The 22,114-nt window shown below is 65.6% G+C and carries 23 protein-coding genes; 13 read left to right on the top strand and 10 right to left on the bottom strand.

The features are described 5' to 3' along the window. Positions 1 to 34: 34 nt before the first annotated feature. Positions 35 to 808, bottom strand: coding sequence for an exodeoxyribonuclease III (xth, locus tag K8I04_12980; GenBank protein ID MBZ0072623.1), 774 nt, complete (start codon positions 806 to 808; stop codon positions 35 to 37). An 81-nt stretch (positions 809 to 889) separates the two neighbouring features. Here xth and pyrE point away from each other — a divergent pair, with 81 nt between their 5' ends. After that, complete coding sequence (gene pyrE / locus K8I04_12975; GenBank protein ID MBZ0072622.1) at positions 890 to 1,531, top strand: orotate phosphoribosyltransferase; 642 nt, start codon at positions 890 to 892, stop codon at positions 1,529 to 1,531. Positions 1,532 to 1,584: 53 nt separating this feature from the next. Continuing rightward, entirely contained in the window at positions 1,585 to 2,748 is a 1,164-nt protein-coding gene (locus K8I04_12970) for a GGDEF domain-containing protein (protein ID MBZ0072621.1), read from the top strand. On the opposite strand, the gene K8I04_12965 is transcribed toward K8I04_12970, so the two are convergent. Beyond that, positions 2,716 to 3,471: a sulfite exporter TauE/SafE family protein gene (locus tag K8I04_12965; protein ID MBZ0072620.1), complete on the bottom strand. Its 756-nt coding sequence runs from the start codon at positions 3,469 to 3,471 to the stop codon at positions 2,716 to 2,718. The two genes, K8I04_12970 and K8I04_12965, sit on opposite strands and share 33 nt — an antisense overlap. Positions 3,472 to 3,650: 179 nt before the next feature. Here K8I04_12965 and K8I04_12960 point away from each other — a divergent pair, with 179 nt between their 5' ends. Beyond that, positions 3,651 to 4,247 (top strand): DUF4124 domain-containing protein, encoded by a 597-nt coding sequence (locus K8I04_12960; protein ID MBZ0072619.1) that lies wholly within the window; start codon positions 3,651 to 3,653, stop codon positions 4,245 to 4,247. Positions 4,248 to 4,567: 320 nt separating this feature from the next. Here the strand turns inward: K8I04_12960 and argB are convergent, their stop codons facing one another. The 4 genes from argB to coaBC all read right to left on the bottom strand — a co-directional run bounded on the left by argB (position 4,568) and on the right by coaBC (position 9,962). Next, a complete protein-coding gene (argB, locus tag K8I04_12955) occupies positions 4,568 to 5,461 on the bottom strand; it encodes an acetylglutamate kinase (GenBank protein ID MBZ0072618.1) in 894 nt (297 codons plus the stop codon). Between the two features lie 245 nt (positions 5,462 to 5,706). Further along, entirely contained in the window at positions 5,707 to 7,620 is a 1,914-nt protein-coding gene (locus K8I04_12950; GenBank protein MBZ0072617.1) for a phosphomannomutase/phosphoglucomutase, read from the bottom strand. A 655-nt stretch (positions 7,621 to 8,275) separates the two neighbouring features. Continuing rightward, positions 8,276 to 8,731, bottom strand: a complete 456-nt coding sequence (dut, locus tag K8I04_12945; protein MBZ0072616.1) for a dUTP diphosphatase — start codon at positions 8,729 to 8,731, stop codon at positions 8,276 to 8,278. Continuing rightward, the gene (coaBC, locus tag K8I04_12940; protein ID MBZ0072615.1) at positions 8,712 to 9,962 is read right to left on the bottom strand and encodes a bifunctional phosphopantothenoylcysteine decarboxylase/phosphopantothenate--cysteine ligase CoaBC; all 1,251 of its coding nucleotides are present in this window, start codon (positions 9,960 to 9,962) and stop codon (positions 8,712 to 8,714) included. Before coaBC ends, dut begins: the two co-directional genes overlap by 20 nt. A 113-nt stretch (positions 9,963 to 10,075) precedes the next feature. Here coaBC and radC point away from each other — a divergent pair, with 113 nt between their 5' ends. The 4 genes from radC (at position 10,076) to K8I04_12920 (ending at position 12,999) form a co-directional block, all read left to right on the top strand. Continuing rightward, positions 10,076 to 10,750 (top strand): DNA repair protein RadC, encoded by a 675-nt coding sequence (gene radC, locus K8I04_12935; GenBank protein ID MBZ0072614.1) that lies wholly within the window; start codon positions 10,076 to 10,078, stop codon positions 10,748 to 10,750. 155 nt (positions 10,751 to 10,905) lie between these two features. Beyond that, complete coding sequence (rpmB, locus tag K8I04_12930) at positions 10,906 to 11,142, top strand: 50S ribosomal protein L28 (GenBank protein ID MBZ0072613.1); 237 nt, start codon at positions 10,906 to 10,908, stop codon at positions 11,140 to 11,142. A gap of 8 nt (positions 11,143 to 11,150) precedes the next feature. Continuing rightward, positions 11,151 to 11,318, top strand: coding sequence for a 50S ribosomal protein L33 (rpmG, locus tag K8I04_12925; GenBank protein ID MBZ0072612.1), 168 nt, complete (start codon positions 11,151 to 11,153; stop codon positions 11,316 to 11,318). 463 nt (positions 11,319 to 11,781) lie between these two features. Beyond that, positions 11,782 to 12,999: an HDOD domain-containing protein gene (locus tag K8I04_12920; protein ID MBZ0072611.1), complete on the top strand. Its 1,218-nt coding sequence runs from the start codon at positions 11,782 to 11,784 to the stop codon at positions 12,997 to 12,999. Positions 13,000 to 13,007: 8 nt separating this feature from the next. Here K8I04_12920 and K8I04_12915 read toward each other — a convergent pair whose 3' ends face one another. Both K8I04_12915 and K8I04_12910 read right to left on the bottom strand, forming a co-directional pair. After that, the gene (locus K8I04_12915) at positions 13,008 to 13,688 is read right to left on the bottom strand and encodes a hypothetical protein (GenBank protein MBZ0072610.1); all 681 of its coding nucleotides are present in this window, start codon (positions 13,686 to 13,688) and stop codon (positions 13,008 to 13,010) included. Further along, on the bottom strand, positions 13,685 to 13,843 hold the full coding sequence (locus K8I04_12910) for a hypothetical protein (protein ID MBZ0072609.1): 159 nt from the start codon (positions 13,841 to 13,843) through the stop codon (positions 13,685 to 13,687). Before K8I04_12910 ends, K8I04_12915 begins: the two co-directional genes overlap by 4 nt. 322 nt (positions 13,844 to 14,165) lie before the next feature. Here K8I04_12910 and K8I04_12905 point away from each other — a divergent pair, with 322 nt between their 5' ends. The 6 genes from K8I04_12905 (at position 14,166) to K8I04_12880 (ending at position 20,473) form a co-directional block, all read left to right on the top strand. Then, a complete protein-coding gene (locus tag K8I04_12905) occupies positions 14,166 to 14,861 on the top strand; it encodes a BON domain-containing protein (GenBank protein MBZ0072608.1) in 696 nt (231 codons plus the stop codon). Between the two features lie 350 nt (positions 14,862 to 15,211). Beyond that, positions 15,212 to 15,688, top strand: a complete 477-nt coding sequence (coaD, locus tag K8I04_12900) for a pantetheine-phosphate adenylyltransferase (protein MBZ0072607.1) — start codon at positions 15,212 to 15,214, stop codon at positions 15,686 to 15,688. A 50-nt stretch (positions 15,689 to 15,738) separates the two neighbouring features. Beyond that, on the top strand, positions 15,739 to 15,999 hold the full coding sequence (locus K8I04_12895; GenBank protein MBZ0072606.1) for a YfhL family 4Fe-4S dicluster ferredoxin: 261 nt from the start codon (positions 15,739 to 15,741) through the stop codon (positions 15,997 to 15,999). Next, positions 15,999 to 17,756, top strand: coding sequence for a gamma-glutamyltransferase (gene ggt, locus K8I04_12890; protein ID MBZ0072605.1), 1,758 nt, complete (start codon positions 15,999 to 16,001; stop codon positions 17,754 to 17,756). Before K8I04_12895 ends, ggt begins: the two co-directional genes overlap by 1 nt. 352 nt (positions 17,757 to 18,108) lie before the next feature. Beyond that, positions 18,109 to 20,082 (top strand): bifunctional aldolase/short-chain dehydrogenase, encoded by a 1,974-nt coding sequence (locus tag K8I04_12885; GenBank protein ID MBZ0072604.1) that lies wholly within the window; start codon positions 18,109 to 18,111, stop codon positions 20,080 to 20,082. Positions 20,083 to 20,104: 22 nt separating this feature from the next. After that, entirely contained in the window at positions 20,105 to 20,473 is a 369-nt protein-coding gene (locus K8I04_12880; GenBank protein ID MBZ0072603.1) for a DUF2784 domain-containing protein, read from the top strand. A 213-nt stretch (positions 20,474 to 20,686) separates the two neighbouring features. Here K8I04_12880 and K8I04_12875 read toward each other — a convergent pair whose 3' ends face one another. Continuing rightward, positions 20,687 to 21,292, bottom strand: coding sequence for a hypothetical protein (locus tag K8I04_12875; protein ID MBZ0072602.1), 606 nt, complete (start codon positions 21,290 to 21,292; stop codon positions 20,687 to 20,689). Continuing rightward, on the bottom strand, positions 21,289 to 22,104 hold the full coding sequence (gene mutM, locus K8I04_12870) for a bifunctional DNA-formamidopyrimidine glycosylase/DNA-(apurinic or apyrimidinic site) lyase (protein ID MBZ0072601.1): 816 nt from the start codon (positions 22,102 to 22,104) through the stop codon (positions 21,289 to 21,291). Before mutM ends, K8I04_12875 begins: the two co-directional genes overlap by 4 nt. Between the last annotated feature and the right edge of the window lie 10 nt (positions 22,105 to 22,114).

Genomic DNA, 22,114 nt, shown 5'->3' with positions numbered 1-22,114 from the left:
TCTCGTATCCCCGTCACCGCCTGCTGGAATGGCATCAGAGCTCCCAGTCGTAATCCATGATCAGCGGTGCGTGATCGGAAAAGCGTGCCTCGGTGTAGATCTTCGCCGCCTGCACCCGGTCCGCGAGGCCGGGAGTGAGGACCTGGTAATCGATACGCCAGCCGACGTTCTTGGCCCAGGCCTGGCCGCGGTTGGACCACCACGTATACTGTTCGGGCCGCTGATCGACGACCCGGAAGCCATCGACGAAACCGGCTGTGCCGAACAGCTCGTCCATCCAGGCACGCTCCTCGGGGAGAAAGCCGGAGTTGTTCTGATTGGACCGCCAGTTCTTCAGGTCGATCTCCTTGTGCGCGATGTTCCAGTCGCCGCAGAGGATGTACTCCCGTCGCTTGCGGCGCAGCCCGCGTAAATAGGGCATCAGGCGATCCATCACCGCGAACTTGACCTGCTGCCGCAGCTCGCTGGAAGAGCCTGAGGGGAGATACAGAGAAACCACGCTGAGTGCGCCGATCTGCACCTCCAGATAGCGCCCCTCCGCATCGAATTCCGGCCAGTCCAGACCGATGATGACACGGTCGGGCTGGATGCGGCTGTAGAGGGCCACACCACTGTATCCCTTCTTTTCCGCATCGTGGTAATAGCAGTGGAAGCCGCGTGGGTGGTAAACGGGCTCGGTAAGCTGCGATTCCTGTGCCTTGGTCTCCTGGATACAGACGAAGTCCGCCCGCTGACGGGGCAGCCAGTCGAAGAATCCCTTGCGGGCGGCCGAGCGTATGCCGTTGGTATTGACGCTGATGACGCGCATCGATATTTACCTGTGCAGACCGGCGTGTATGATAGCGCACAACCCCGGCCGCGGCCGGCTCCCGACCGCTTCGAGACGGCCATGCAAGACTATCAGCACGACTTCATCCACTTCGCAATCGAGACCGGCGTACTGCGCTTCGGTGAGTTCACCCTGAAATCCGGACGCAAGAGCCCCTATTTCTTCAATGCAGGACTGTTCAATAGCGGTGCGCGACTGGCGCGTCTGGGCCGCTTCTATGCCGCCGCCATCAGTGCCTCGGACATCGCCTTCGATGTGCTCTTCGGCCCGGCATACAAGGGTATTCCCCTGGCCGCGGCCACGGCCATCGCGCTCGCCGACCACCACGGCAGAGACATGCCCTACTGCTTCAACCGCAAGGAGGCCAAGGCCCACGGCGAGGGCGGCATACTGGTCGGTGCGCCACTTGCCGGCCGCGTCCTCATCATCGACGACGTGATCACCGCCGGTACCGCCATCCGTGAGTCGCTCGACATCATCCGTGCCGCCGGCGCCACGGTCGCCGGCGTGGTGATCGCACTCGATCGCCAGGAGCGCGGCACCGGTGAGCGCTCGGCCATTCAGGAGGTGGAGCAGGACCTTGGCATCCCGGTAATCGGCATCGCCACCCTGAACCAACTGATCGAATACCTCGAAGGTCGACCGGAACACGCGGATCAGGTTGCGGCCATCCGGGGCTACCGTGTCCAGTACGGGGTCTAGAGGGGTCTGCGTGTCGCCGTGACGGGCAGTACGCGCGGGCGACAGGTGACGAAATGAAACCTTTCTTCTTCAGTACCGGTCGCGACGACACGCTGGCGGCGCCGGGAAGCCTGCTGCACAGCGTGCAGTACACGCCCTGGCTTTCACTCCAGCGCGCCACGCTCGTGCTGGCCCGTGTCCACCTGCTATCCGGTCTGTTCGCCGCATTGACCCTGCTGTGGGTGTTAATCGACGTGGCCGTCTTCCCGCGTGATGTCTGGTTCGAACTCACCGGCCTGCGGCTGCTCGCGGCCCTGGCCTACGTCCTGCTGAGGCAGTACCCGGGTCGGCTGCGTGCGACAGGTCAGGCACAGATCGCGCTGGTACTCTTCATTGCCATCCCGCTGGTGTTTTTTGCCGCCGCGACGCCGCTCATCCAAGACCTGCCCCTGGCACCTCTCGGTCAGGTGGTCGCGGCCACGTACGCCTATCTTCCCTTCATCGCCATTGCCTGTCTCGCGATATTCCCGCTCACCGCACTGGAAGGTCTGCTGTTTACGATCCCGGCGCTCGGCGCCCACCTCATCGTGGCGGTCGTCTACCCCAACCCGGGTGCCTGGGCGCAGCTCAGCGTCGCCTGGCTGATGGTGCTCATCGCACTGATCGCGACGGTCTCCGCGAGACTGCAACTACAGTACATGTCCGCCCTCATGCAGCGTACCAGCCACGACCCGCTGACCGGGGCCTACAACCGCGAAACCGGAGCGGAACTGCTGGATATTCAGTTCCATATCGCCAACCGCCAGGGCGCACCGCTGGCACTGGCCTTCCTGGACATCGACAATTTCAAGTCCATCAACGATCGTTATGGACATGAGACGGGCGACGCTGTGCTGCGCGACTTGACCGGCGTACTCGCCGACACTCTGCGTGCCGGCGATACGCTGGTTCGCTGGGGCGGAGAGGAATTCCTCATCATCCTGCCCAATACCGACTGTGACACCGCCCGGCATGTGCTCGAGCGTCTCTATGAGCGCGGGCTCGGCCTGCGTCCCGATGGGCAGCCGCTGACCGTCAGTACCGGTGTCAGTGAACTGGGCAACGACCGTGCCGATACCATCCAGGAACTGATCGAACACGCCGACCGGCGCATGTATCAGGCCAAGCGTGCCGGCAAGAATCGCTTCGTCGTCTGTGGCAACACCTCAGCCCAGAATGAGCTTCAGACCAATCACTAAGGTCAGTACTTCGAAGGCCCGCTTGATGAGTCGATTGCCTTTCACGATCGCGAGATGCGCGCCAAGATAGCCACCCAGTAACGCCCCCACCAGCAGGGCCGGCAGCCAATCCCAGCGGATCTGACTCAGATAACCGAGCATGAGTGCACCGGTACCGTTCCAGAACACCCCCACCAGCACCAGCGTGTAGGCGATGGCACGGCGGTAATCCAGGCCAAACCAGCGGACCAGCCACAGCGTGACGAACAGCCCGGTACCCGACGTCAACGAGCCGTTGAGCACGCCGATCACGAACAGCACGCCGCCCCCGATCGCGTAACCGGCGGTGTCGCGGTGACCGCGTCTGGGTGTCAACCCCAGGCCGGGATTCAGCCACGAATAGAGCCCCAGACCCAGGGTCAGCAGCCCCAATGCCACCTCGGCTACGCGGTCGGGGACCGCCAGGATCAGATTGGCCCCCAGCAACACCCCTGGTAACCCCGTCAGCAGGATCACCAGCACCAAGCCGCGCCCCAGCGGCTCTTCCTTCAAGTGCCGCAGAGTGGCGCCGATACCCAGTGCGACACTGGCGACTTTATGCGTGGCGAGTGCCACGGCAAAAGGCAAACCCAGGAAGATCAGCACCGGTAGCTGGACGAGACCCGCGCCGCCACCGGAAAACGCCGAAAACAGGTTGGCGATCAGGGCGACGAGAAACAGGACCAGATGTTCAAATCCATTCATCGCCCAACTCCTGTTTTTATACCTGACCGCACCAGCCACACGCTGCCATGTACGCCCACGGCGACCAACAGACTAATCGATACAACATTTCCATCAGGGTCCTGGCGATTATGAAGCAACTCTCACCCACATCCGCGCATAGCCTGCTCCGGACTCTGCTGACTGTGGTATTGCTGGCCATGCTGGTCACATCCCCGGCATCGGCCGCCCGCCTCTTCAAATGGACAGACGACGACGGCAAGGTGCATTACGGCGATAAGATCCCACCGAAATATGCCAAGCAGGAGCGCAAGGTCCTCAACGACCAGGGCGTCGCAGTGAAGACGCTGGAGGCCGCCAAGACCCCCGAACAACTCGCCGAGGAGGCGCGACTGGCCGAGCAGCGGCGCGAGCAGGAGCGCATCGAGGCCGACAAGGCTGCCCACGACCGTATGCTGCTGGCGACTTTCACCACGGAAGACGACATGGTGATGACCCGCGACGGCAAGATCGCGGCGATCGACGGCATGTTACGTGTCACCCGTGGCCGCATCGAAAATATTGAGGAGACGCTCGCAGAGCTGACTCGTACGGCAGCCGAGATGGAACGCGCCGGCAAGCCGATCCCCGACAGCCTGCACGAGCGGATTCAGACGGCACGCACGCAGTCCGCACGCTATCACGACTACATCGCCGCCAAACGCCACGAGCAGGAAGCCCTGCGTCAGCAGTTCGAAACCGACATCCGCCGCTTTCGCGAACTCAAGGCCGCCCAGGTGGCGGGACCGAAACAGTAATTGGGTGCAGTGCAGCGGAAACCCCTGTCACCGCAAAGGATGCGCAGGGAATCGAAGCTACGATGGTCACGAAACACACAAAAAACACAATGGCCACGGAAGCACACGGAACAACACGGAAAAATTCACGATGTGAGCCCGGGGTCATCCACCGCAGTTTAGTTTCCGGGCTTTAAGTAATGAGCCTTTTTCCGTGTTGTTCCGTGGATTCCGTGGCCAACGTAGTTACGAATTTCCTTCGCGTCCTTTGCGTCCTTCGCGGTTAAAGTTTCCCTGACCTACGCCTCACGCCTCACGCCTCACGCCTCACGCCTCACGCCTCACGCCCGGATCAGCGTACCCAGCCCGGCGTCGGTGAACAATTCCACCAGTACGGCATGCTCGACACGACCGTCGATGATGTGCGCGGCATGCACACCGCCCTTGACCGCACTCAGCGCACAGCCGATCTTTGGCAGCATACCGCCATGAATGGTGCCGTCGGCGATCATCTCGTCGACCTGACGCGCGGTGACACCGGAAATGAGGTTGCCGTCACCGTCGAGCAGACCGGCGGCGTTGGTCAGCAGGATCAGTTTCTCCGCCTTGAGCACCTCGGCGATCTTGCCGGCCACCAGATCTGCATTGATGTTGTAGGACATGCCGTCGCTGCCCACGCCGATCGGCGCGATGACGGGGATGAAGTCGCCGCTCACCAGCATGTCCACCACTGCGGTGTCGACGCTCGCCACCTCACCGACATGCCCGAGATCGATGATCTCCGTAGCCTTGAGTTCGGGTGCATCATTATCCAGCATCAGTTTGCGGGCCCGGATCAAGTCACCATCCTTGCCGGTCAGGCCTACGGCGCGACCGCCTTGGCGGTTGATGAGGTTGACGATCTCTTTGTTGACCAGACCGCCCAGAACCATCTCCACCACGTCCATGGTCTCGTCGTCGGTCACGCGCATGCCGGCCACGAAGGTCGACTGCTTGCCGATCTTGTTCAACAGCTGACCGATCTGCGGCCCGCCGCCGTGCACCACCACCGGATTGATACCGACCAGCTTCATCAGCACGATGTCGCGCGCAAAGCCCTCCTTGAGCTGCGTGTCGACCATGGCGTTGCCGCCGTACTTGATCACGACGGTCTTGCCCTGGAAGCGCTGAATATACGGCATCGCCTCACTCAGCACATGGGCGACGTTGCGAGCGGATTCAACGGTGAGTGTCATAGTCAAACCATTCCATCGACTCAGTGAGTCATCCAAAATTCCGGCTACGAAATCCACGCAGCCTACGGAAAATTCAATACCGCCCCAGCACCAGGATGTCCGGGCTACCATCATTCCACCGGGATGACATCCGAGCAGCCTCACCGGATCCGACGACGACCAATGTCATTGCAATGGAAGATAGCGGGTGACATTCGCACGTTTCGTAGTCTTCGTGGCGCTTTCGATGTCCGTTGGTGAAGTACTCAGAACGGTAGTTGGAGGCTCGGGTCGGTGGCGAGTAGCGCCTGGCGGAACTGGTCCTGGATACGCACCAGCACCTCCTGATCGTCGCCCTCGAAGCGGAACACCAGACAGGGCATCGTATTCGAGGCACGCACCAGACCCCAGCCGTCGGAGAAATCGGCACGCAGGCCGTCGATGGTCGTCACCTCGGCGTCAGGAAATTGAGCGTTAGCGAGGAAATTGTCCATGAACCGCTGCGGGTCACCCTCGGCCATCGGCAGCTTCAACTCGGGCGTGCACACGCCACCGGGCAGGGCGGCGAACACCCGGCTGGAATCGCGATGGTCGTTGGAGAGTACTTCCAGCAGGCGCGCGGCCGCATAGAGTGCGTCGTCGAAGCCGAACCAGCGCTCCTTGATGAAGATGTGTCCACTCATCTCGCCCGCCAGCAGCGCACCGGTCTCTTTCATGCGGGCCTTCATGAACGAATGGCCGGTCTTCCACATCTCCGGACTGCCGCCGAAGTCGCGGATGATCTTGGCCAGATGCCGTGAACATTTCACGTCATAGATGATCTCGGCACCCGGATTGCGCCCCAGGACATCCATGGCGAGCAACATCAGCAGCCGGTCCGGCCAGACGATCTCACCTGCGGACGAGACCACGCCCAGGCGATCGCCATCACCATCGAAGGCCAGGCCGATGTCCGCATTGTGCTCCCGTACCGCACGGATCAGGTCGTCGAGATTCTCCGGCTGGCTGGGGTCGGGGTGGTGGTTCGGGAAGCGGCCGTCGATGTCGCAGTACAGCGGGATGACCCGGCAGCCGATGCGGTCCAGCAGCAGCGGCGCGAGTTCGCCAGCGACACCGTTGCCGCAATCGACGACTACCTTCATCGGTCGCGCGAGCTGCACATCTTTATGGATATACTCGATGTACGCCTCGGTGACGTCGACCTCCTCGTAGCCGCCGCTACCGCTGTCGAGCTCGCCGTTCTCGATGCGTTCACGCAGCCTCTGGATGCCGGTGCCGCTGAGGGTCTCGCCGGCCAGCACCACCTTCATGCCGTTGTACTCCGCCGGATTGTGGCTGCCGGTGAGCACCACGCCCGAGCGCGTGTCCAGGGTGTGCGTGGCGAAATACAGCAGTGGCGTGGGTGCCATACCGATGTCCTTGACGTGGACGCCGCTGGCACGCAATCCGCGCACCAGGCTGTCCTGGAGCTCCGGCCCGGACAGGCGTCCGTCGCGCGCGACGATCACGCTCTGCTGCCCGCGCGCCTGCGCCTCCGAGCCGATGGCGCGGCCAATTTCATAGACTGCCTCCGGCGTCAGACCTTGATTGACGATCCCGCGGATGTCGTAGGCCCTGAAGATGGTCGGGTCCAGCTGCAGCTCGGTGACACCCACGGTGCCAAGGTCGACGCCGAGGTTGTCGAAGACCCCGGCACCCGTCGCCGCGGCGATGCCGGGCGGCGCCTTGGGGGCCGCAGCGACAGGTGTCGCGGTCTCGGCCTCGAAGATGTGCCGCACCCCCGCCACCGTCTGGGCGCACTCCTTGAGTTGCAGGCCGTAGTCCGCCTGCAGGCGACCGTCGCGCGCATCACGCACGGCGCCGAGGAGCAAGACCTGATCCTGCTTGAGCGCACGTGCGAACGACCGCAGGATCAGCACGGTCAGCAGCCCGAAGATGGCAACCCCACTGCCGGCGACGATCCACAGGCCCTGCTCCGAATCACTGAAGCCGCGTGCCTCCGCCCAGTAGGCGACCTTCCAGCGGCTGCCGGGAATGGCCACTTCGACGGTGGGTTGGTCACGACGCAGGCTGCGAGTGCCACGCTGGGCGAGCACCACAGGCGCGGCGCTCCCGGCCACCTGCCATACCTCGCCGTAACCGCGTGGCAGTTTCGGTTCGTCCAGCGCCGCCTGGATCATGGGCAGCGGAAAACTCACCATCAGGTGACCGACGATGCGCCGGCCGCTGGCGCTCAGGATACGGCGCACCAGGGTGATGTGCTGCTGCGGCGTACCGAACAGATGCACCTCGGCCAGTGGCGGCGTCTCGCTGGTCTCGGCCTGGCGTAACATGTCGAGGGCGGCGTAGCTGAGTGGCGGCGAGGCATCCGGATCGACCTCGGTCAGGCCCGGCGGCAGGATGCGTACCCGCACCGAATTCGGAAACAGATAGCCCAGGTCGTTCTCGCGCTGCCGGATCGCAGCACTGTCGCGGCGCGTCGCCAGATCGATGATCGGCGCGTCGCGCACCAGCATCTCCATCTTGGCGGTGTTCTGGGTGAGTTGTGTGGCGATGCGATCGGCCAGATTCTCGGCCGTCAGCGCCATCTCCTGACGCCGCGCCTCGGCGGTCTGAGCGGCGGCGCCCCGCTGGAAGAAGGTGGCGATGGCGGTGACGAGGATCGCCGCCAGCAGGAAGATCAGCACCCCGACATGCACCAGGCTGATGCGCCCGCCCTTGCCTGTCGCCCGCGGGACATCCGGACCGGACGCACCCCGTGCCGGCTTCAATTTCCCTAGCTTGAATCCCATGCGCGGCCTGTTTCCCGTTGCTGTCGCGGTCTTATCGGTATCGTCAGGTCCGCCCGGTATGCCCGAAGCCACCGGCGCCGCGCTGACTGGCAGAAAATTCGCTGACCACCTCGAATTGCGCCCGCACCACCGGCACGATGACCATCTGCGCAATGCGCTCTCCCGGCTGGATGGTAAAGGACTCCCGACCGCGGTTCCAGCAGGACACGTACAACTGGCCCTGGTAGTCCGAATCGATCAGCCCGACCAGGTTGCCGAGCACGATGCCGTGCTTGTGGCCGAGCCCCGAACGCGGCAACAGCACGGCCGCAAGGCCGGGGTCCTCGATGTGGATCGCCAGTCCGGTGGGGATGAGCTCGCTGGTGCCGGGTGCCAGGTCGAGCGGCGCGTCGATGCAAGCGCGCAGGTCCAGGCCGGCAGAGCCGTCGGTGGCGTAGTCGGGGAGCGGAAATTCCGTGCCGATGCGCGGGTCGAGGATCTTAAGCTGAATCGTCTGCATGCCGGGGTGTGTCTCTGCTGGAAGGGTTTTGTGTCTTGGCCGTATAGCGTGCCGCGATCTGCGCGATCAGTGCACGCGCCAGCTGGGTCTTGGAGGCCTGCTGCAGATCACACTCACCGCCCTCCCAATAGATGGTCAGCGCGTTGTCGTCGGCATCGAAGCCCAGACCCGGTACGTTCACCCAGTTGGCGGCAACCATGTCCAGCGACTTGGCCATGCGCTTCGTGCGGGCGTGTTCGGCCAGGCGTTCCGTCTCGGCGGCGAAGCCCACCGTGAACGGCGCGGGATGCCGGGCAGCGACCGCGGCGAGGATGTCGGTGGTGCGCTCCAGATCCAGGCGCAACAGGGGAGACCGTTTCTTGAGTTTCTGTGCGGCCGGCGCCCCCGGGCGGTAGTCGGCGACGGCCGCCGCGCCGATGAAGATGTCGCAGTCCGCGATGTGCCCGAGCACTGCCGCATGCATCTCCGCGGCGGTCTCGACCCGGATGCAATCGACCCGGTCCGGTGGCGTCAGCGCCACCGGACCGCTCACCAGCACGACGCGCGCGCCGGCCTCGGCCGCGGCCGCGGCGACGGCATACCCCATTTTTCCGGAGCTGCGGTTGCTGATGAAGCGTACCGGGTCGATGGCCTCGCGGGTCGGCCCGGCGGTAACGAGCACACGCAGGCCCGCGAGCGCGCCGGGCGCAAAGGTTGTGGCGAGTCCCGCAACGAGTTCATCCGGCTCCAGCATCCGGCCGGGACCGATCTCGCCGCAGGCCTGGCTGCCGCTGGCCGGACCGAGGATGCGCACGCCGCGCTCACGCAGCAGCGCGAGGTTCGCCCGGGTCGCGGGATGCTCCCACATCGCCTGGTTCATGGCCGGTGCCGCCAGCAACGGCGCACGCGTCGCCAGGCAGAGCGTGGACAGGAGGTCGTCGGCCAGCCCCTGGGCCAGCCGCGCCAGGGTGTTGGCGCTTGCCGGGGCGATCAGTACCGCATCGGCCCAGCGCGCCAGTTCGATATGACTCATGGCCGCCTCGGCCTCGGCCTCAAACAACCCGGTACGCACCGGCCGGCCCGACAACGCCTGCAGCGTCAGCGGTGTGATGAAGCGCGTGGCGCCCGCGGTCATCACCACCCGCACCTCCGCCCCGGCCTCGCGCAGCCGCCGCACCAGCTCCGCACTCTTGTAGGCGGCAATCCCACCGGACACCCCGAGGAGGATGCGCTTATTGGAAAGTTCAAACATGCCGGGAGTTTACCACCGCGGGGCGGGAGTGAGGAGTGAGGCCTCACGCCTCACTCCCAACACCCAGCTATGCTGTAGACGTCCCACACCCACCGACAACAAGGAGGTTGTCCATGTCCATCCGCCACTGGCCGGCGGCCGAACGGCCGCGCGAGAAATTGCTCGCCCGCGGCTCCGAGAGTCTCTCGGATGCCGAACTGCTCGCCATCTTCCTGCGCACCGGCACCGCCGGGCGCAATGCCGTCGAACTGGGCCGCGAACTGCTGGAGCAACATGGCGGGCTGCGCGCCTGCCTGGATCTGTCGCCGGCACGGCTCCAGGCCTGCCGGGGCCTGGGAACGGCCACCGCGGCGCTGCTGCACGCCGCGCTCGAACTGGGGCGTCGTTATCTACTGGCCGATCTGCGGCGCGGCGACGCCCTCACCAACCCCGATGCCACCCGGCGGTTCCTGCAGGCCCGGCTGCGCGGCTACCCCCACGAGGTCTTCGCCTGCCTGTTCCTGGACAACCGGCACCGGGTCATCGAGTACGAGGCCCTGTTCCGTGGGACCCTGGACGGGGCCAGCGTCCACCCGCGCGAGGTCGTCAAGACGGCACTGGCCCACAATGCCGCCGCCGTGATCCTGGCCCACAATCACCCGTCCGGGGTCGCCGAGCCCAGCCAGGCCGATCTGCACCTGACCCGGCGTCTGCGCGACGCCCTGGGCCTGGTAGACATCCGGGTCCTGGACCACCTGGTGATCGGCGACGGCGAGGCGGTCTCCTTCGCCGAGCGCGGGCTGCTCTAGGAGCCTGCCGGACGTGGGGCTCCAGGATCCGGCCTGGCGCCGGCGGGTCTGCGGCTTGTCTGGGCCCGGGCCATCTGACATAATGCGCCGCTCTGTGGGTCCCAGGCCGGCTTGGCCGGGCGCCCGACCCGATGGAATTCTAAGGATTTGCAGCCATGTCCAGAGTCTGCCAAGTGACTGGGAAGCGGCCGACCACCGGCAACAACGTCTCCCACGCCAACAACAAGACGCGGCGCCGTTTCCTGCCCAACCTGCACAAGCACCGGTTCTGGGTGGAGAGCGAGAACCGCTTCGTGCGCCTGCGCCTGACTGCCAGGGCCATGCGCATCATCGACAAGAAGGGTATCGACACGGTCCTGGCCGACCTGCGCGCCCGTGGCGAAAAGGTCTGAGGTGAGACATGGCTAAGGGTGCACGCGACAAGATCAAACTGGTATCGAGCGCCGGTACCGGTCACTACTACACCACCACCAAGAACAAGCGCACGACGCCAAACAAGCTCGAGATGCGCAAGTACGACCCGGTGGTGCGCAAGCATGTGCCGTATAAGGAAGCCAAGATCAAGTAACGATCTTGCCCTCCCGCAGACACAGAACCCGGCCTCGGCCGGGTTTTTTGTTGGATGGATCCACTTCTACCGCAAAGGCGCGCAAAGGGATTTCTGGAATGAATTCAAAACCACATTGGCCACGGAAATACACGGAATGCAAAACCCGCTGTATCCCCATCTTCCGTGTATTTCCGTGTGCTTCCGTGGCTGAAATACATTTTGGGTTTACTACTCGTTAATGATTTTCCTTTGCGCGCCTTCGCGTCCTTTGCGGTAAAAGTGCCTTGCGATTTCCTTCGCGCGCCTTTGCGTCCTTTGCGGTAGAAATACGGGTTTTACGCCCGTACCGCCGGCCCGCCGGTGCGGGTGTTCAGGTAACGGGGGTCGGCGCCGATAAGCACCCAGGACCGCCAAGTGATCTCGGAAGATCAGTTGTTTCAATTACATAACAATCCGGGACCGTGATTGCGGACACAGCAGCATGCAGGACATCTACATCGGGCGACAGCCCATCTTCGATCGCGACCTCCAGGTCTACGCCTACGAACTCCTGTTCCGCAGCGGCAACCTGAACCAGGCGGCCTGCCCCGATGCCCCGTTCGACGGGGATCGCGCGACCTCCCAGGTCATCGTCAATACCTTCATCGAGCTGGGGCTGGAGCGGGTCGTCGACAATCGTCATGCGTTCATCAACCTGACACGCGCCTTCGTCACCGCACCGGCGCCACTGCCGTTTCCCCGCGACCGGGTGGTGTTCGAGATCCTCGAAGACATCGAACCCGACGCCGAAGTCCTTGCCGGCTTGCGGGCGCTCACCGACCAGGGCTACCGGGTGGCGCTGGACGACTTCGTCTTCCGCGAGGGCCGGCAGGCACTGCTGGAGCTGGCGCACATCGTCAAGGTCGATCTGCGGATGGTCCCGCGCGATGAACTGTCGGCTCAGGTCACGCTGCTGCGTCGCCACGACGTCAGCCTGATCGCCGAGAAGGTCGAGACGCGCGCGGACTTCGAGTACTGCCGGGAACTCGGCTTTGATTATTTCCAGGGCTATTTCCTGTCCAAGCCGAACATCGTCCAGGGTCGACAGCTGGCCCCCAACCGGCTCCCCGTCCTGCAGCTGCTCGCCCGCGTGCAGGACCCGCAGGCGGAGCCTGGCGATATCGAGCAGCTCATCGTCCAGGACGTGGCCCTGAGCTACAAGCTGCTGCGCTACATCAACTCGGCGTTCTTCGCGCTGCCGAAGAAGGTCGACTCCATCCGTCAGGCGATCGTCTATCTCGGCACCCGCGCCATCCGCACCTGGGTGAGCCTGCTGGTGGTCGCCGGCCTGGACAACAAGCCCGCCGCGCTGGTCACGCAGGCCATGCAGCGCGCCCGGATGTGCGAACTGCTCGCGCAGCGTGCGCAGCGTCGGCAGCCCGACATCTATTTTACCGTCGGCCTGTTCTCGCTGCTGGAGGCATTGATCGACACGCCCCTGGAGACCACCCTCGACACCCTGCCGTTCACCGACGACATCCGTGCTGCCCTGCTGCGACAGGAAGGCCCCTATGGGGAGGCGCTCGCCTGCACCCTGGCGTACGAGCACGGCCGCTTCGACCAGGCGCACTTCGACCGGCTCGGTCCGGCCGAGATGACCGACGTCTACCTCGCCGCGATGCACTGGGCGGATCAGTCGGCGAACGCCCTGGCCGGGTAGCCCAGCGCTCAGACGGCACGCGTGGCCAGCCAGATGACGTGCCGCGCACCCCGCTTGCCGGCATGCGCGCGCACCCGCGTCTCCTCCACCGCGAAGCCGATCTTGCGTAAGCGCTGCGCGAACGCCGGCTCGGGGCCGGCCGACCACACCGCCAGCACACCGCCCGGCCGCAACGCCGCATAGGCCGCCGCCAATCCCTCCAGGCCATAGAGCCAGTCGTTGGTTTGGCGCGTCAGACCCTCGGGGCCATTGTCGACATCCAGCAGGATGGCGTCGAACCCGTTCCGTTCGGCGCGCATGACCAGGCCGACGTCCTGCTCGCACACCTGCACACGTGCGTCGTCGAGTGGCCGCCCCGCCAGGTCCGCCAGCGGCCCACGGTTCCACGCCACCACCGCCGGCACCAGTTCAGCCACCACGATCTCGGCCGCCGCGTCGAGCTGCGTCAGGACGGCGGCCAGTGTATAGCCCATGCCCAGACCGCCGATCAGTACCCGCGATCGTGCCTGTCCGCGCAAGTGGGCGCAGCCGGACCCGGCCAGCGCGTCCTCTGAGCCGTGGACGCGACTGTTCATGAGGTCGCAGGTGCCGGCCTTGATGGAGAATTCGTCGCCACGCCGGTACAGGCGCAGCTCTCCCGACGCACGACCGGGGATACGGGCGGTGTCGAGCAACACCCAGGGCGTCATGCGGCGCCCAACCGGCGATGGGTGATGAGAATCCGTGCCGGCAGAGGCACGACCGCCCGCGGCCCCCTGTCCGGCGTCGGTCCGAGATGGCAGGGCATCCACAGCTGGCGGCGGCCGAGCGGCCGTACCACTCGGTGTCGCTCGACGTTTTTCATGCATCCGATCCTGACAGAGTACGAGTGGCCAGTGTAGCCAGCGGCGACCCGGGGCGTCGAGGGACAGCGCAGCGCACGGCCGGCACACCCCGGGCCGCCACACTCTCTCAGCTCGTCTGCACTTGAAACCTGCCCGGACTGGGCTAGGTTTTGATAACAGGGACAGGATGCGCTCTTGGACGGCTGCCGACCGCCGAACCAGGAGGGGCATTCTGGGCGCAACGCCGGCGTGATGCACTGGCAGCGGCGTTATCCCGAATTCATCCCGGCGACGCATGTGCAATTCCGTTCCCGGTCGAACCGACAGTCAGAGAGGTGGGAGATGCAGAGACAGCGACTGCTCATACAGGTGGCGATCACCGCCCTGCTGGTGACCCTATCCCCGCTGATCACCGCGGCCGCCCCGCAGCAGGCGAAGGCGGCGGAAGAATGTCCACCGATCGGTGACGAGGCCGTGACGGATGCCCGGCTGGAATCCCAGCTCAGCACGACCTTTGCCCTGAACACCGTGCTGCACGATCAGCCCATCGAGGTCGACGTCAAACGCCGCGTCGTCTATCTGTTCGGTGCCGTGGACAATGACATCAAACGCGAACTCGCCGCACTCATCGCAACGAACACCGACGGCGTCAAGGACGTCCAGATGCTTCTGGAGGTCGACCCCGACGCCGCGACCCGGAAGAAGGCAGAGCGGATCCCACCCGAGCCTTCCGAACCCGGCACGCTGGAGCGGAGTCGCCCGGAAATGGGTCGCTACATGCGCGCCGTGGCCGACGCCACCACCACCGCACTGGTGAAGACACGCCTGATGCGCAGCGAACATGCCCACGGGATCGGCATCAACGTCGTTACCAAAGACAGTGTCGTCACCCTGAACGGCGATGTCGGAACGGAGGCTGTCCGTGCGCTCACGATCGAACTGGCCCGCAGCACGCGAGGGGTCGCGGACGTGGTGAGCCACCTGACCGTAAACGGCCAGCCGGTTGGGGGCATGGACACGGCAGCGCCCGCGCAGTGAAGCTAAAAAACTCACTTCAGCCACGGAACAACACGGACAAGACCATACGCTTCACACAACCACGCTCCGCACCCGCCAGGGATGAGCCGGAGCTTTGCGGCGCTGGTTTATCGCAGTGTCTTCCGTGTGCTGCCGTGGCAAATGCGGATTCTGAGATGAATGCACGCTGATCGGCCGTCCGGGGGCGCCCGCTACACCCGTCCTGTCTGCCTGCGCGCATCCAATCGCACGGTCGCGACCATTGCGGTCGACGTCGGCACCTCCATCGACTTAGATACGCCCCTCGGCCTCCCGGTGCCGGTGCGGTACGATAACGCTGCCAGCACGCGCTGGCGCGGGAGACACTGCGCATGAAGACGGCGATCTATCCGGGCACCTTCGATCCCATCACCCACGGACACACCGACCTGGTGCAGCGGGCGGCGCGGTTGTTCGACCGCGTCATCGTCGCCATCGCCGCGAACCCCGGCAAGACACCGGCCTTTCCGCTGGCGCGACGCGAGGAACTGGCGCGCACGGCACTCGGCGGTATAGCCCGGGTCGAGGTCTGCAGCTTCGACTCGCTGCTGGTGGACTTCGCCGCCCGGCATGGCGCCAACATCATCCTGCGCGGCCTGCGGGCGGTATCGGATTTCGAGTACGAGTTCCAGCTCGCCAGCATGAATCGCCAGCTCGCGCCCGCCATCGAGACCGTCTTCCTGACCCCATCTGAGCAGTATGCCTTTGTTTCTTCTAGTCTTGTGCGGGAAGTTGCGATGCTGGGCGGAGACGTCTCACATTTCGTCCACCCGGCCGTCATGGCTGCATTGCGCGCCGGCCTCCGGTAGTATTACCGGCAGCTTATACGCATTGCGGCTGCCGTCCGCGGGAGAGAACCATGGCCCTGATGATCACCGACGAATGCATCAACTGCGATGTCTGCGAGCCCGAGTGCCCGAATGGCGCCATCTCGCAGGGTGACGAGATCTACGTCATCGACCCTGACCTGTGCACCGAGTGCGTCGGCCACTTCGAGACCTCGCAGTGCGTGGAGGTCTGCCCGGTCGACTGCATCCCCCTGGACCCGAACCGCGTCGAGACGCGGGAGCAGCTCATGGCCAAGTACGAACACCTGATGGCAGTGGCCAAGGAGGCCTGATGCCGACCGGCCGCCCGCCGCACCGCTCACGCATCCCTGGAGGGCCCCTGAACGGGGCCCTTCTGCTGTGGGGTTGCCTGTTCGCCTGGATCGCGGCCCCGTTAACCGCCGGACCGCAGCCGCCCGCCGCCGCCATCGCCAGCGCGCACCCGCTGGCCACCGAGGCCGGTTTCGAGGTGCTGGCGGCGGGCGGCAATGCCTTCGACGCGGCGGTCGGCGTCAGCGCCGCGCTGGCCGTGGTCGAACCCTACAGCTCCGGCATCGGTGGTGGCGGCTTCTGGCTGCTGCATCGCGCAGCCGACGGCTTCGAGACCATGCTCGACGGCCGCGAGCGCGCCCCACTGGCGGCGCACCGCGACCTGTATCTGGACGCCCAGGGCGAGGTCATCGCCGGCCGCTCCATCGACGGCGCACTCGCCGCCGGCATCCCCGGTGAGCCGGCGGCGCTGGCGCATCTGGCCACGCAGTACGGACGGCTGCCGCTCGGTGTGAGCCTGGCGCCGGCCATCCGCCTGGCGCGTGAGGGCTTCCAGGTCGATGCCCTGTACCGGCGCTATGCAGGTTTCCGGCAGGCCGCATTGGCACAATCCGCCGCGGCGGCCCAGCTGTTCCTGGTGGACGGCGAGCCGCCACCCCTCGGCCACCGCCTCGTGCAGACCGAACTGGCAACGACGCTCGCCACGCTGGCACGCGATGGCCACGACGGTTTCTATAAAGGTGATATCGCCGCGCGCCTGGTCGCGGGCGTGCGCGCCGGCGGCGGCATCTGGACGACGGAGGATCTCGCCGCCTATCGCGTCGTCGAGCGCGAGCCGCTGCGCGGTGAGTACGGCGAGCTGCGCATCACCACCGTAGCGCCACCCTCCTCCGGCGGTGTGGTGCTGCTGACGGCACTCAACATCCTCACCGGCTACGACGTGGAGACGCTGGATGCGGCTACCCGTACCCACGTGATCGTCGAGGCCCTGCGCCGCGCCTACCGCGACCGCGCCGAATACCTCGGCGATCCGGACTTCGTCGCCATGCCCATCACGCGGCTGATCCACCCGTTCTACGCCGCCGGCCTGCGCGCCTCGCTGCGCCTCGACCGCGCCACGCCCAGTGCCAGCCTGCGCGGCACGCAGCCGGCGGTCGATGGCCCGCACACCACGCACTTCTCTATCCTCGATGCCGAGGGCAACCGCGTCGCCGCCACTCTCAGTATCAACTACCCCTTCGGTGCGGCCTTCGTGCCGCCGGGCACGGGCGTGCTGCTGAACGACGAGATGGACGACTTCTCGGCCAGGCCCGGCACGCCCAATGCCTACGGCCTGGTCGGCGCCGAGGCCAACGCCATCGCACCCGGCAAGCGCATGCTGTCGTCGATGACACCGACCTTCCTGGAGCGCGACGACCAGGTCGCCATCCTCGGCACGCCCGGCGGTTCGCGCATCATCAGCATGGTCCTGCTGGGTACACTGGAGTTCGCCGCCGGCCGGCCGGTGACGGACTGGGTGAGTCGGCCGCGCTTCCATCACCAGTATCTGCCCGATGTCGTCCAGTTCGAACCGGGCGCCTTCGACGCGGACCTGCAGCAGGCACTGGTCGCACGCGGTCACCGGCTCGCGCCGCTCGATCACCCCTACGGCAACATGCAGGCCATCCTCTGGGACCGGCGGGCCGACACGGTGACTGCTGCCAGCGATCCGCGCGGCGCGGGGCTGGCGGAGGTCCGCAGCACCGGCTTGCTCTCTGTAACCACGAAGGACACGAAGTAATTTTCGGATGATGCGAGATCGGTTCTGGACTGCATGGAGCGAGGGTGTCGTCCTATGACACAGACACCCCCTCATTTGCGCATACCGAGCATTCCTTTGTGTCCTTGGTGGTTAACACCCGCAGAGTCAAATAGCCACTCAGCTCGACGTGACTTGCTCTCTAGAACCACGAAGGACACGAAGTGATGTTCGAACAATGCGAGATCGGTTCTGGATTGCATGGAGCGAAGGTGTCGTCCTATGACACAGACACCCTCTCATTTGCGCATACCGAGTGTTTCTTTGTGTCCTTGGTGGTTAACACCCACAGAGTCAAATAGCCACTCAGCCCGTCTTGAAAGGAAGCCGCTGTATGCATAGCCTCTGGAACGACGCCGAAGCCTCCCAGTATCCCGGCGACCTGGGCCAGCGCGTCTACAGCTCGCGCCTGCTGGGGCGTGACAAGACGCTGGTGCTGCATGGTGGCGGCAACACCTCGGTGAAGATCCGCGAGACCAACCTTCTGGGCGAGGAGGAGGACATCCTCTATGTGAAGGGCAGCGGCTGGGATCTGGAGTTTATCGAGGCCGGCGGTTTCGCGCCGGTACGTATGGCGCATCTGCTGCGGCTGGCGGAACTGCCGCTGCTGTCCGATCCGCAGATGGTCAACGAACTGCGTACCCACATGACGGATGCAGCCGCGCCGACGCCCTCGGTCGAGGCCATCCTGCACGCCATCCTGCCCTATAAATACGTCGACCACACCCACGCCGATGCCGTCGTCACCCTGTGCAATACTCCGGGCGGTGCGCAGCGTATCCGCACGCTCTACGGCGACCGGGTGGTCGTCATCCCCTATATCATGCCCGGCTTCGACCTGGCGCGGCTGTGCGCCGAGATCTTCCCGCGCGAGCGCAGTGAACGCACGATCGGCATGGTGCTGATGAACCACGGCGTGTTTTCCTTCGGTGACAGCGCGCATGAGGCCTACGCGCGCATGCTCGAGCTGGTGTCGATGGCCGAGGCCGAACTGCAGGCGCGCGACGCCTGGACACTGGACTGGAACCCGGCCGTCAAACAGACCGGCCCGCTGCGCCTGGAGCTGACCGGCCTGCGCCGGCGGTTGTCCGACATGATCGGTGCCCCGGTGATCCTGCACAGCGTGCGCGACGACCAGGCGCTGGCCTTCGCGCAGCGCGCGGACCTCGACGACATCACGCAACAGGGGCCAGCCACGCCGGACCACGTCATCCGTACCAAACGCGTCCCCCTGCTGGGGCGTGACCTCGATGCCTACGCCGAGGCCTACCGGCACTATTTCGAGACGCACGCGCCACAGGCCCGCGATCCCAAGACCATGCTCGACCCGGCACCGCGCGTGATCCTCGATCCGGCCTTCGGCCTGTCCACCGTCGGCCGCAGCGCGCCGGACGCCTTCATCGTGCGCGACATCTACCGGCACACCATTGACACCATCGCCCGCGCCACGCGCCTGGAGCGCTACCAGGCGTTGCCGGCGCGCGACTATTTCGACGTGGAGTACTGGGACCTGGAACAGGCCAAGCTGCGCAAGGGCGGCACCTCGCCAATGTTCACCGGTGAGGTGGTGCTGATCACTGGTGCCGCCTCCGGCATCGGCCGCGCCTGTGTGGATGCCTTCCTGGCGCACGGCGCCGCGGTGGCCGGTCTGGATATCGCCCCGGGCGTGGCACGGGTGACTGACCAGGCGGCCTATCTCGGTCTGGTGTGCGACGTCACCGAGCCCGCCGAACTGGAGGCGGCGCTGGAGCGTACCGTGCTGCAGTTCGGCGGCCTGGACATGCTGGTCCTCAATGCCGGCGTGTTTCCGGGCGGCCGCTCCATCGCCGAGCTGGAGACGCGCGAGTGGGAGCGGGTGCTGCGCGTGAATCTGGACGCCAACCTCGCCCTGCTGCGCCTCACCCACCCACTGCTGAAACTCGCCCCCCGCACAGGCCGTGTCGCGGTGATCGGCTCGAAGAACGTCGCCGCACCCGGTCCCGGTGCAGTCGCCTACTCGGCCTCGAAGGCGGCACTGCTGCAAATGATGCGCGTCGCGGCATTGGAATGGGCCGCCGACGGCATCCGCCTGAACGCCCTGCACCCGGACGCCGTGTTCGACACCGGCATCTGGACGCAAGAGGTGCTGGAGGCGCGCGCCGCGCACCACGGCCTGACGGTGGAACAGTACACGCGCCGCAATCTGCTCAAGACCGAGATCCGCGCCCGCGATGTCGCCGAACTCGCCGCCGAACTGTGCGGGCCGCTGTTCGCCAAGACCACCGCCGCGCAGATCCCGATCGACGGCGGTGACGCCCGGGTGGTATGAACACAGGGCGGCGGTCCGGGGCATGAGCACCGCCATCGTCGCCGACCTGCTGGTGCTGCTGCACCTCGCCTTCATCCTGTTCGTACTGCTCGGTGGCCTGCTCGTGCTGCGCTGGCGCAGACTCCTGTGGCTGCACCTGCCGGTGGTCGCCTGGGGCGCGGCCATCGAGTTCGTCGGCTGGGTGTGTCCGCTGACGCCACTGGAGAACCGCCTGCGCGCCGCCGCCGGTGATGCGGGCTACGGCGGCGGCTTCATCGAACACTATCTGATCCCGCTGATCTACCCCGCAGACCTGACCCGCGAGCTGCAATGGCTGCTGGGTGCAGTAGTGCTCGTCGTCAATGCAGTCGTGTACTGGCGGGTGCTGCGGGGGCGATCAAGAGATACGTGATGGCCACGGAAGCACACGGAAAAACACGGAAGGTGGTGCGCTGGTAGGTTTTGCTGTCCGTGTGTTGCGGAGAGGTACGGGGAAACCTTGATGGCCACGAAATTCACGAACCCCGTGAAAATATGGGCCCATGTAGGGTGCGTCGAGGCGTAGCCTGACGCACCCTACATGGGGTATTTCTGTATACGCTTTCGTGGGGTTCGTGGCATATGTTCATGATCCCGGTGGCGGGCCGAGGAGTTCGATGCGCTGGTCATCGAGGACGCGGTAGTGCGGCACGGCGAGGTTCTGCTGCCGCGCGGTGCGTGGGCCGCGGTAGAGGCGGCCGGCGGTATCGTAGAGCGAGCCGGTGCAGGGTTCGGTGAAACCACCGTACCAGGCGATCCCGGGCCGGGGCTGTTTGTTCGCAGGCAGCGACCGTACCTGACAGCCGCGGTCGGTGTCGGTGGGAAGGAAGACGAAGACTGTCTCCAGATGGGCGCGTGTCCGGGTGCGCAGCGCATCCGGCTGGCGGCTCTCTTGTGACTGCGGATCGTACAGCTCGTTCTCCACCCGTGCCAATCCGGCCAGTTCATGGTCACCGCGACGATAGATCGCCACCGGTCCACCCGGCCAGCCGTCGACACGGAGCAGCTGCCCCGGCGGCAGCCCCGCCAGATCGATCACACGCGCCCAGTGTCCAAACGGTCGCCCGCCATCGGTCTGCCCCACGCCATCACCGGGCAGCAGCCCCGCGACGAACGGATACACGGCGAAGCCCAGCCCGAGCAGCGCGAGCACCTTGACGGTGCGGACCAGCAGCAGGCGGCGCGCGTTCATCGCTGGCAGTGCGTGCAGTAGAAGCTGGAGCGCTGGCCGATGCGCAGGCTGCGCAGCGGTGCACCGCAGGTGTGGCAAGGTTCGCCGTCGCGGTCGTAGACACGCAGCGTCTGCCTGAAGTAGCCGGGCTTGCCGTCGCCGCCGACGAAGTCGCGCAGGGTCGTACCGCCCATGCCGATGGAGGCAGTCAGCACCGCCTGGATCGCCGCTGCCAGCCGTGCATAGCGTGCGCGCGACACCCGCCCGGCGGCACGATTCGGGTGGATACCCGCCATGAACAGCGCCTCGTTGGCGTAGATGTTACCGACGCCGACGACGATGCGGCTGTTCATGATGAAGTTCTTCACCGCTACCCGGCGACCGCGCGCCAGGCCAAACAGATGATCGCCGTCGAAGGCCTCACTCAGTGGCTCCGGCCCGAGCCCGGCGAGCAGTTCGTGGTCCTCTGCCGGCGCGGTGGTCCACAACAGGGCACCGAAGCGCCGTGGATCGGTGAGCCGCAGACTGCAGCCGTCGTCAAACTGGATATCAACATGGTCATGCCTGCCGGCGGGGCTGGCGGCGGACACGATGCGCAGACTGCCGGACATGCCCAGGTGAATAATGGCCGTACCGCGGTCGGTGTCGAGCAGCAGGTATTTGCCGCGGCGGCGCACCGCGCGGATCACCTGCCCGGGCAGTTCGCGCTCCAACGCGCGCGGTACCGGCCAGCGCAGGCGGCGCTGGCGCAGCACGACACCGGTCACGCGTCGGCCGACGACGTGCGGCGCGATGCCCCGGCGGGTGGTTTCGACTTCGGGCAGTTCGGGCATGGGCACATTG

The organism is Gammaproteobacteria bacterium (assembly GCA_019911805.1).
Taxonomy (GTDB): domain Bacteria; phylum Pseudomonadota; class Gammaproteobacteria; order Thiohalobacterales; family Thiohalobacteraceae; genus JAHJQQ01.
Note: the sequence above shows the minus strand (reverse complement) of the source record. Positions and strands in the feature narration are given on the sequence as shown.

Bases quoted from the DNA above. Each gene is read 5' to 3' on its own strand.
- coaBC (MBZ0072615.1), bottom strand. From the start codon at position 9,962: ATGTTTGAACTTTCCAATAAGCGCATCCTCCTCGGGGTGTCCGGTGGG.
- K8I04_12910 (MBZ0072609.1), bottom strand. From the start codon at position 13,843: ATGAAAAACGTCGAGCGACACCGAGTGGTACGGCCGCTCGGCCGCCGC.
- K8I04_12970 (MBZ0072621.1), top strand. From the start codon at position 1,585: ATGAAACCTTTCTTCTTCAGTACCGGTCGCGACGACACGCTGGCGGCG.
- mutM (MBZ0072601.1), bottom strand. From the start codon at position 22,104: ATGCCCGAACTGCCCGAAGTCGAAACCACCCGCCGGGGCATCGCGCCG.
- K8I04_12895 (MBZ0072606.1), top strand. From the start codon at position 15,739: ATGGCCCTGATGATCACCGACGAATGCATCAACTGCGATGTCTGCGAG.
- K8I04_12950 (MBZ0072617.1), bottom strand. From the start codon at position 7,620: ATGATCCAGGCGGCGCTGGACGAACCGAAACTGCCACGCGGTTACGGC.
- xth (MBZ0072623.1), bottom strand. From the start codon at position 808: ATGCGCGTCATCAGCGTCAATACCAACGGCATACGCTCGGCCGCCCGC.
- radC (MBZ0072614.1), top strand. From the start codon at position 10,076: ATGTCCATCCGCCACTGGCCGGCGGCCGAACGGCCGCGCGAGAAATTG.
- K8I04_12880 (MBZ0072603.1), top strand. From the start codon at position 20,105: ATGAGCACCGCCATCGTCGCCGACCTGCTGGTGCTGCTGCACCTCGCC.
- K8I04_12960 (MBZ0072619.1), top strand. From the start codon at position 3,651: ATGCTGGTCACATCCCCGGCATCGGCCGCCCGCCTCTTCAAATGGACA.
- K8I04_12920 (MBZ0072611.1), top strand. From the start codon at position 11,782: ATGCAGGACATCTACATCGGGCGACAGCCCATCTTCGATCGCGACCTC.
- coaD (MBZ0072607.1), top strand. From the start codon at position 15,212: ATGAAGACGGCGATCTATCCGGGCACCTTCGATCCCATCACCCACGGA.
- K8I04_12875 (MBZ0072602.1), bottom strand. From the start codon at position 21,292: ATGAACGCGCGCCGCCTGCTGCTGGTCCGCACCGTCAAGGTGCTCGCG.
- pyrE (MBZ0072622.1), top strand. From the start codon at position 890: ATGCAAGACTATCAGCACGACTTCATCCACTTCGCAATCGAGACCGGC.
- K8I04_12915 (MBZ0072610.1), bottom strand. From the start codon at position 13,688: ATGACGCCCTGGGTGTTGCTCGACACCGCCCGTATCCCCGGTCGTGCG.
- rpmB (MBZ0072613.1), top strand. From the start codon at position 10,906: ATGTCCAGAGTCTGCCAAGTGACTGGGAAGCGGCCGACCACCGGCAAC.
- dut (MBZ0072616.1), bottom strand. From the start codon at position 8,731: ATGCAGACGATTCAGCTTAAGATCCTCGACCCGCGCATCGGCACGGAA.
- K8I04_12905 (MBZ0072608.1), top strand. From the start codon at position 14,166: ATGCAGAGACAGCGACTGCTCATACAGGTGGCGATCACCGCCCTGCTG.
- K8I04_12885 (MBZ0072604.1), top strand. From the start codon at position 18,109: ATGCATAGCCTCTGGAACGACGCCGAAGCCTCCCAGTATCCCGGCGAC.
- K8I04_12965 (MBZ0072620.1), bottom strand. From the start codon at position 3,471: ATGAATGGATTTGAACATCTGGTCCTGTTTCTCGTCGCCCTGATCGCC.
- rpmG (MBZ0072612.1), top strand. From the start codon at position 11,151: ATGGCTAAGGGTGCACGCGACAAGATCAAACTGGTATCGAGCGCCGGT.
- argB (MBZ0072618.1), bottom strand. From the start codon at position 5,461: ATGACACTCACCGTTGAATCCGCTCGCAACGTCGCCCATGTGCTGAGT.
- ggt (MBZ0072605.1), top strand. From the start codon at position 15,999: ATGCCGACCGGCCGCCCGCCGCACCGCTCACGCATCCCTGGAGGGCCC.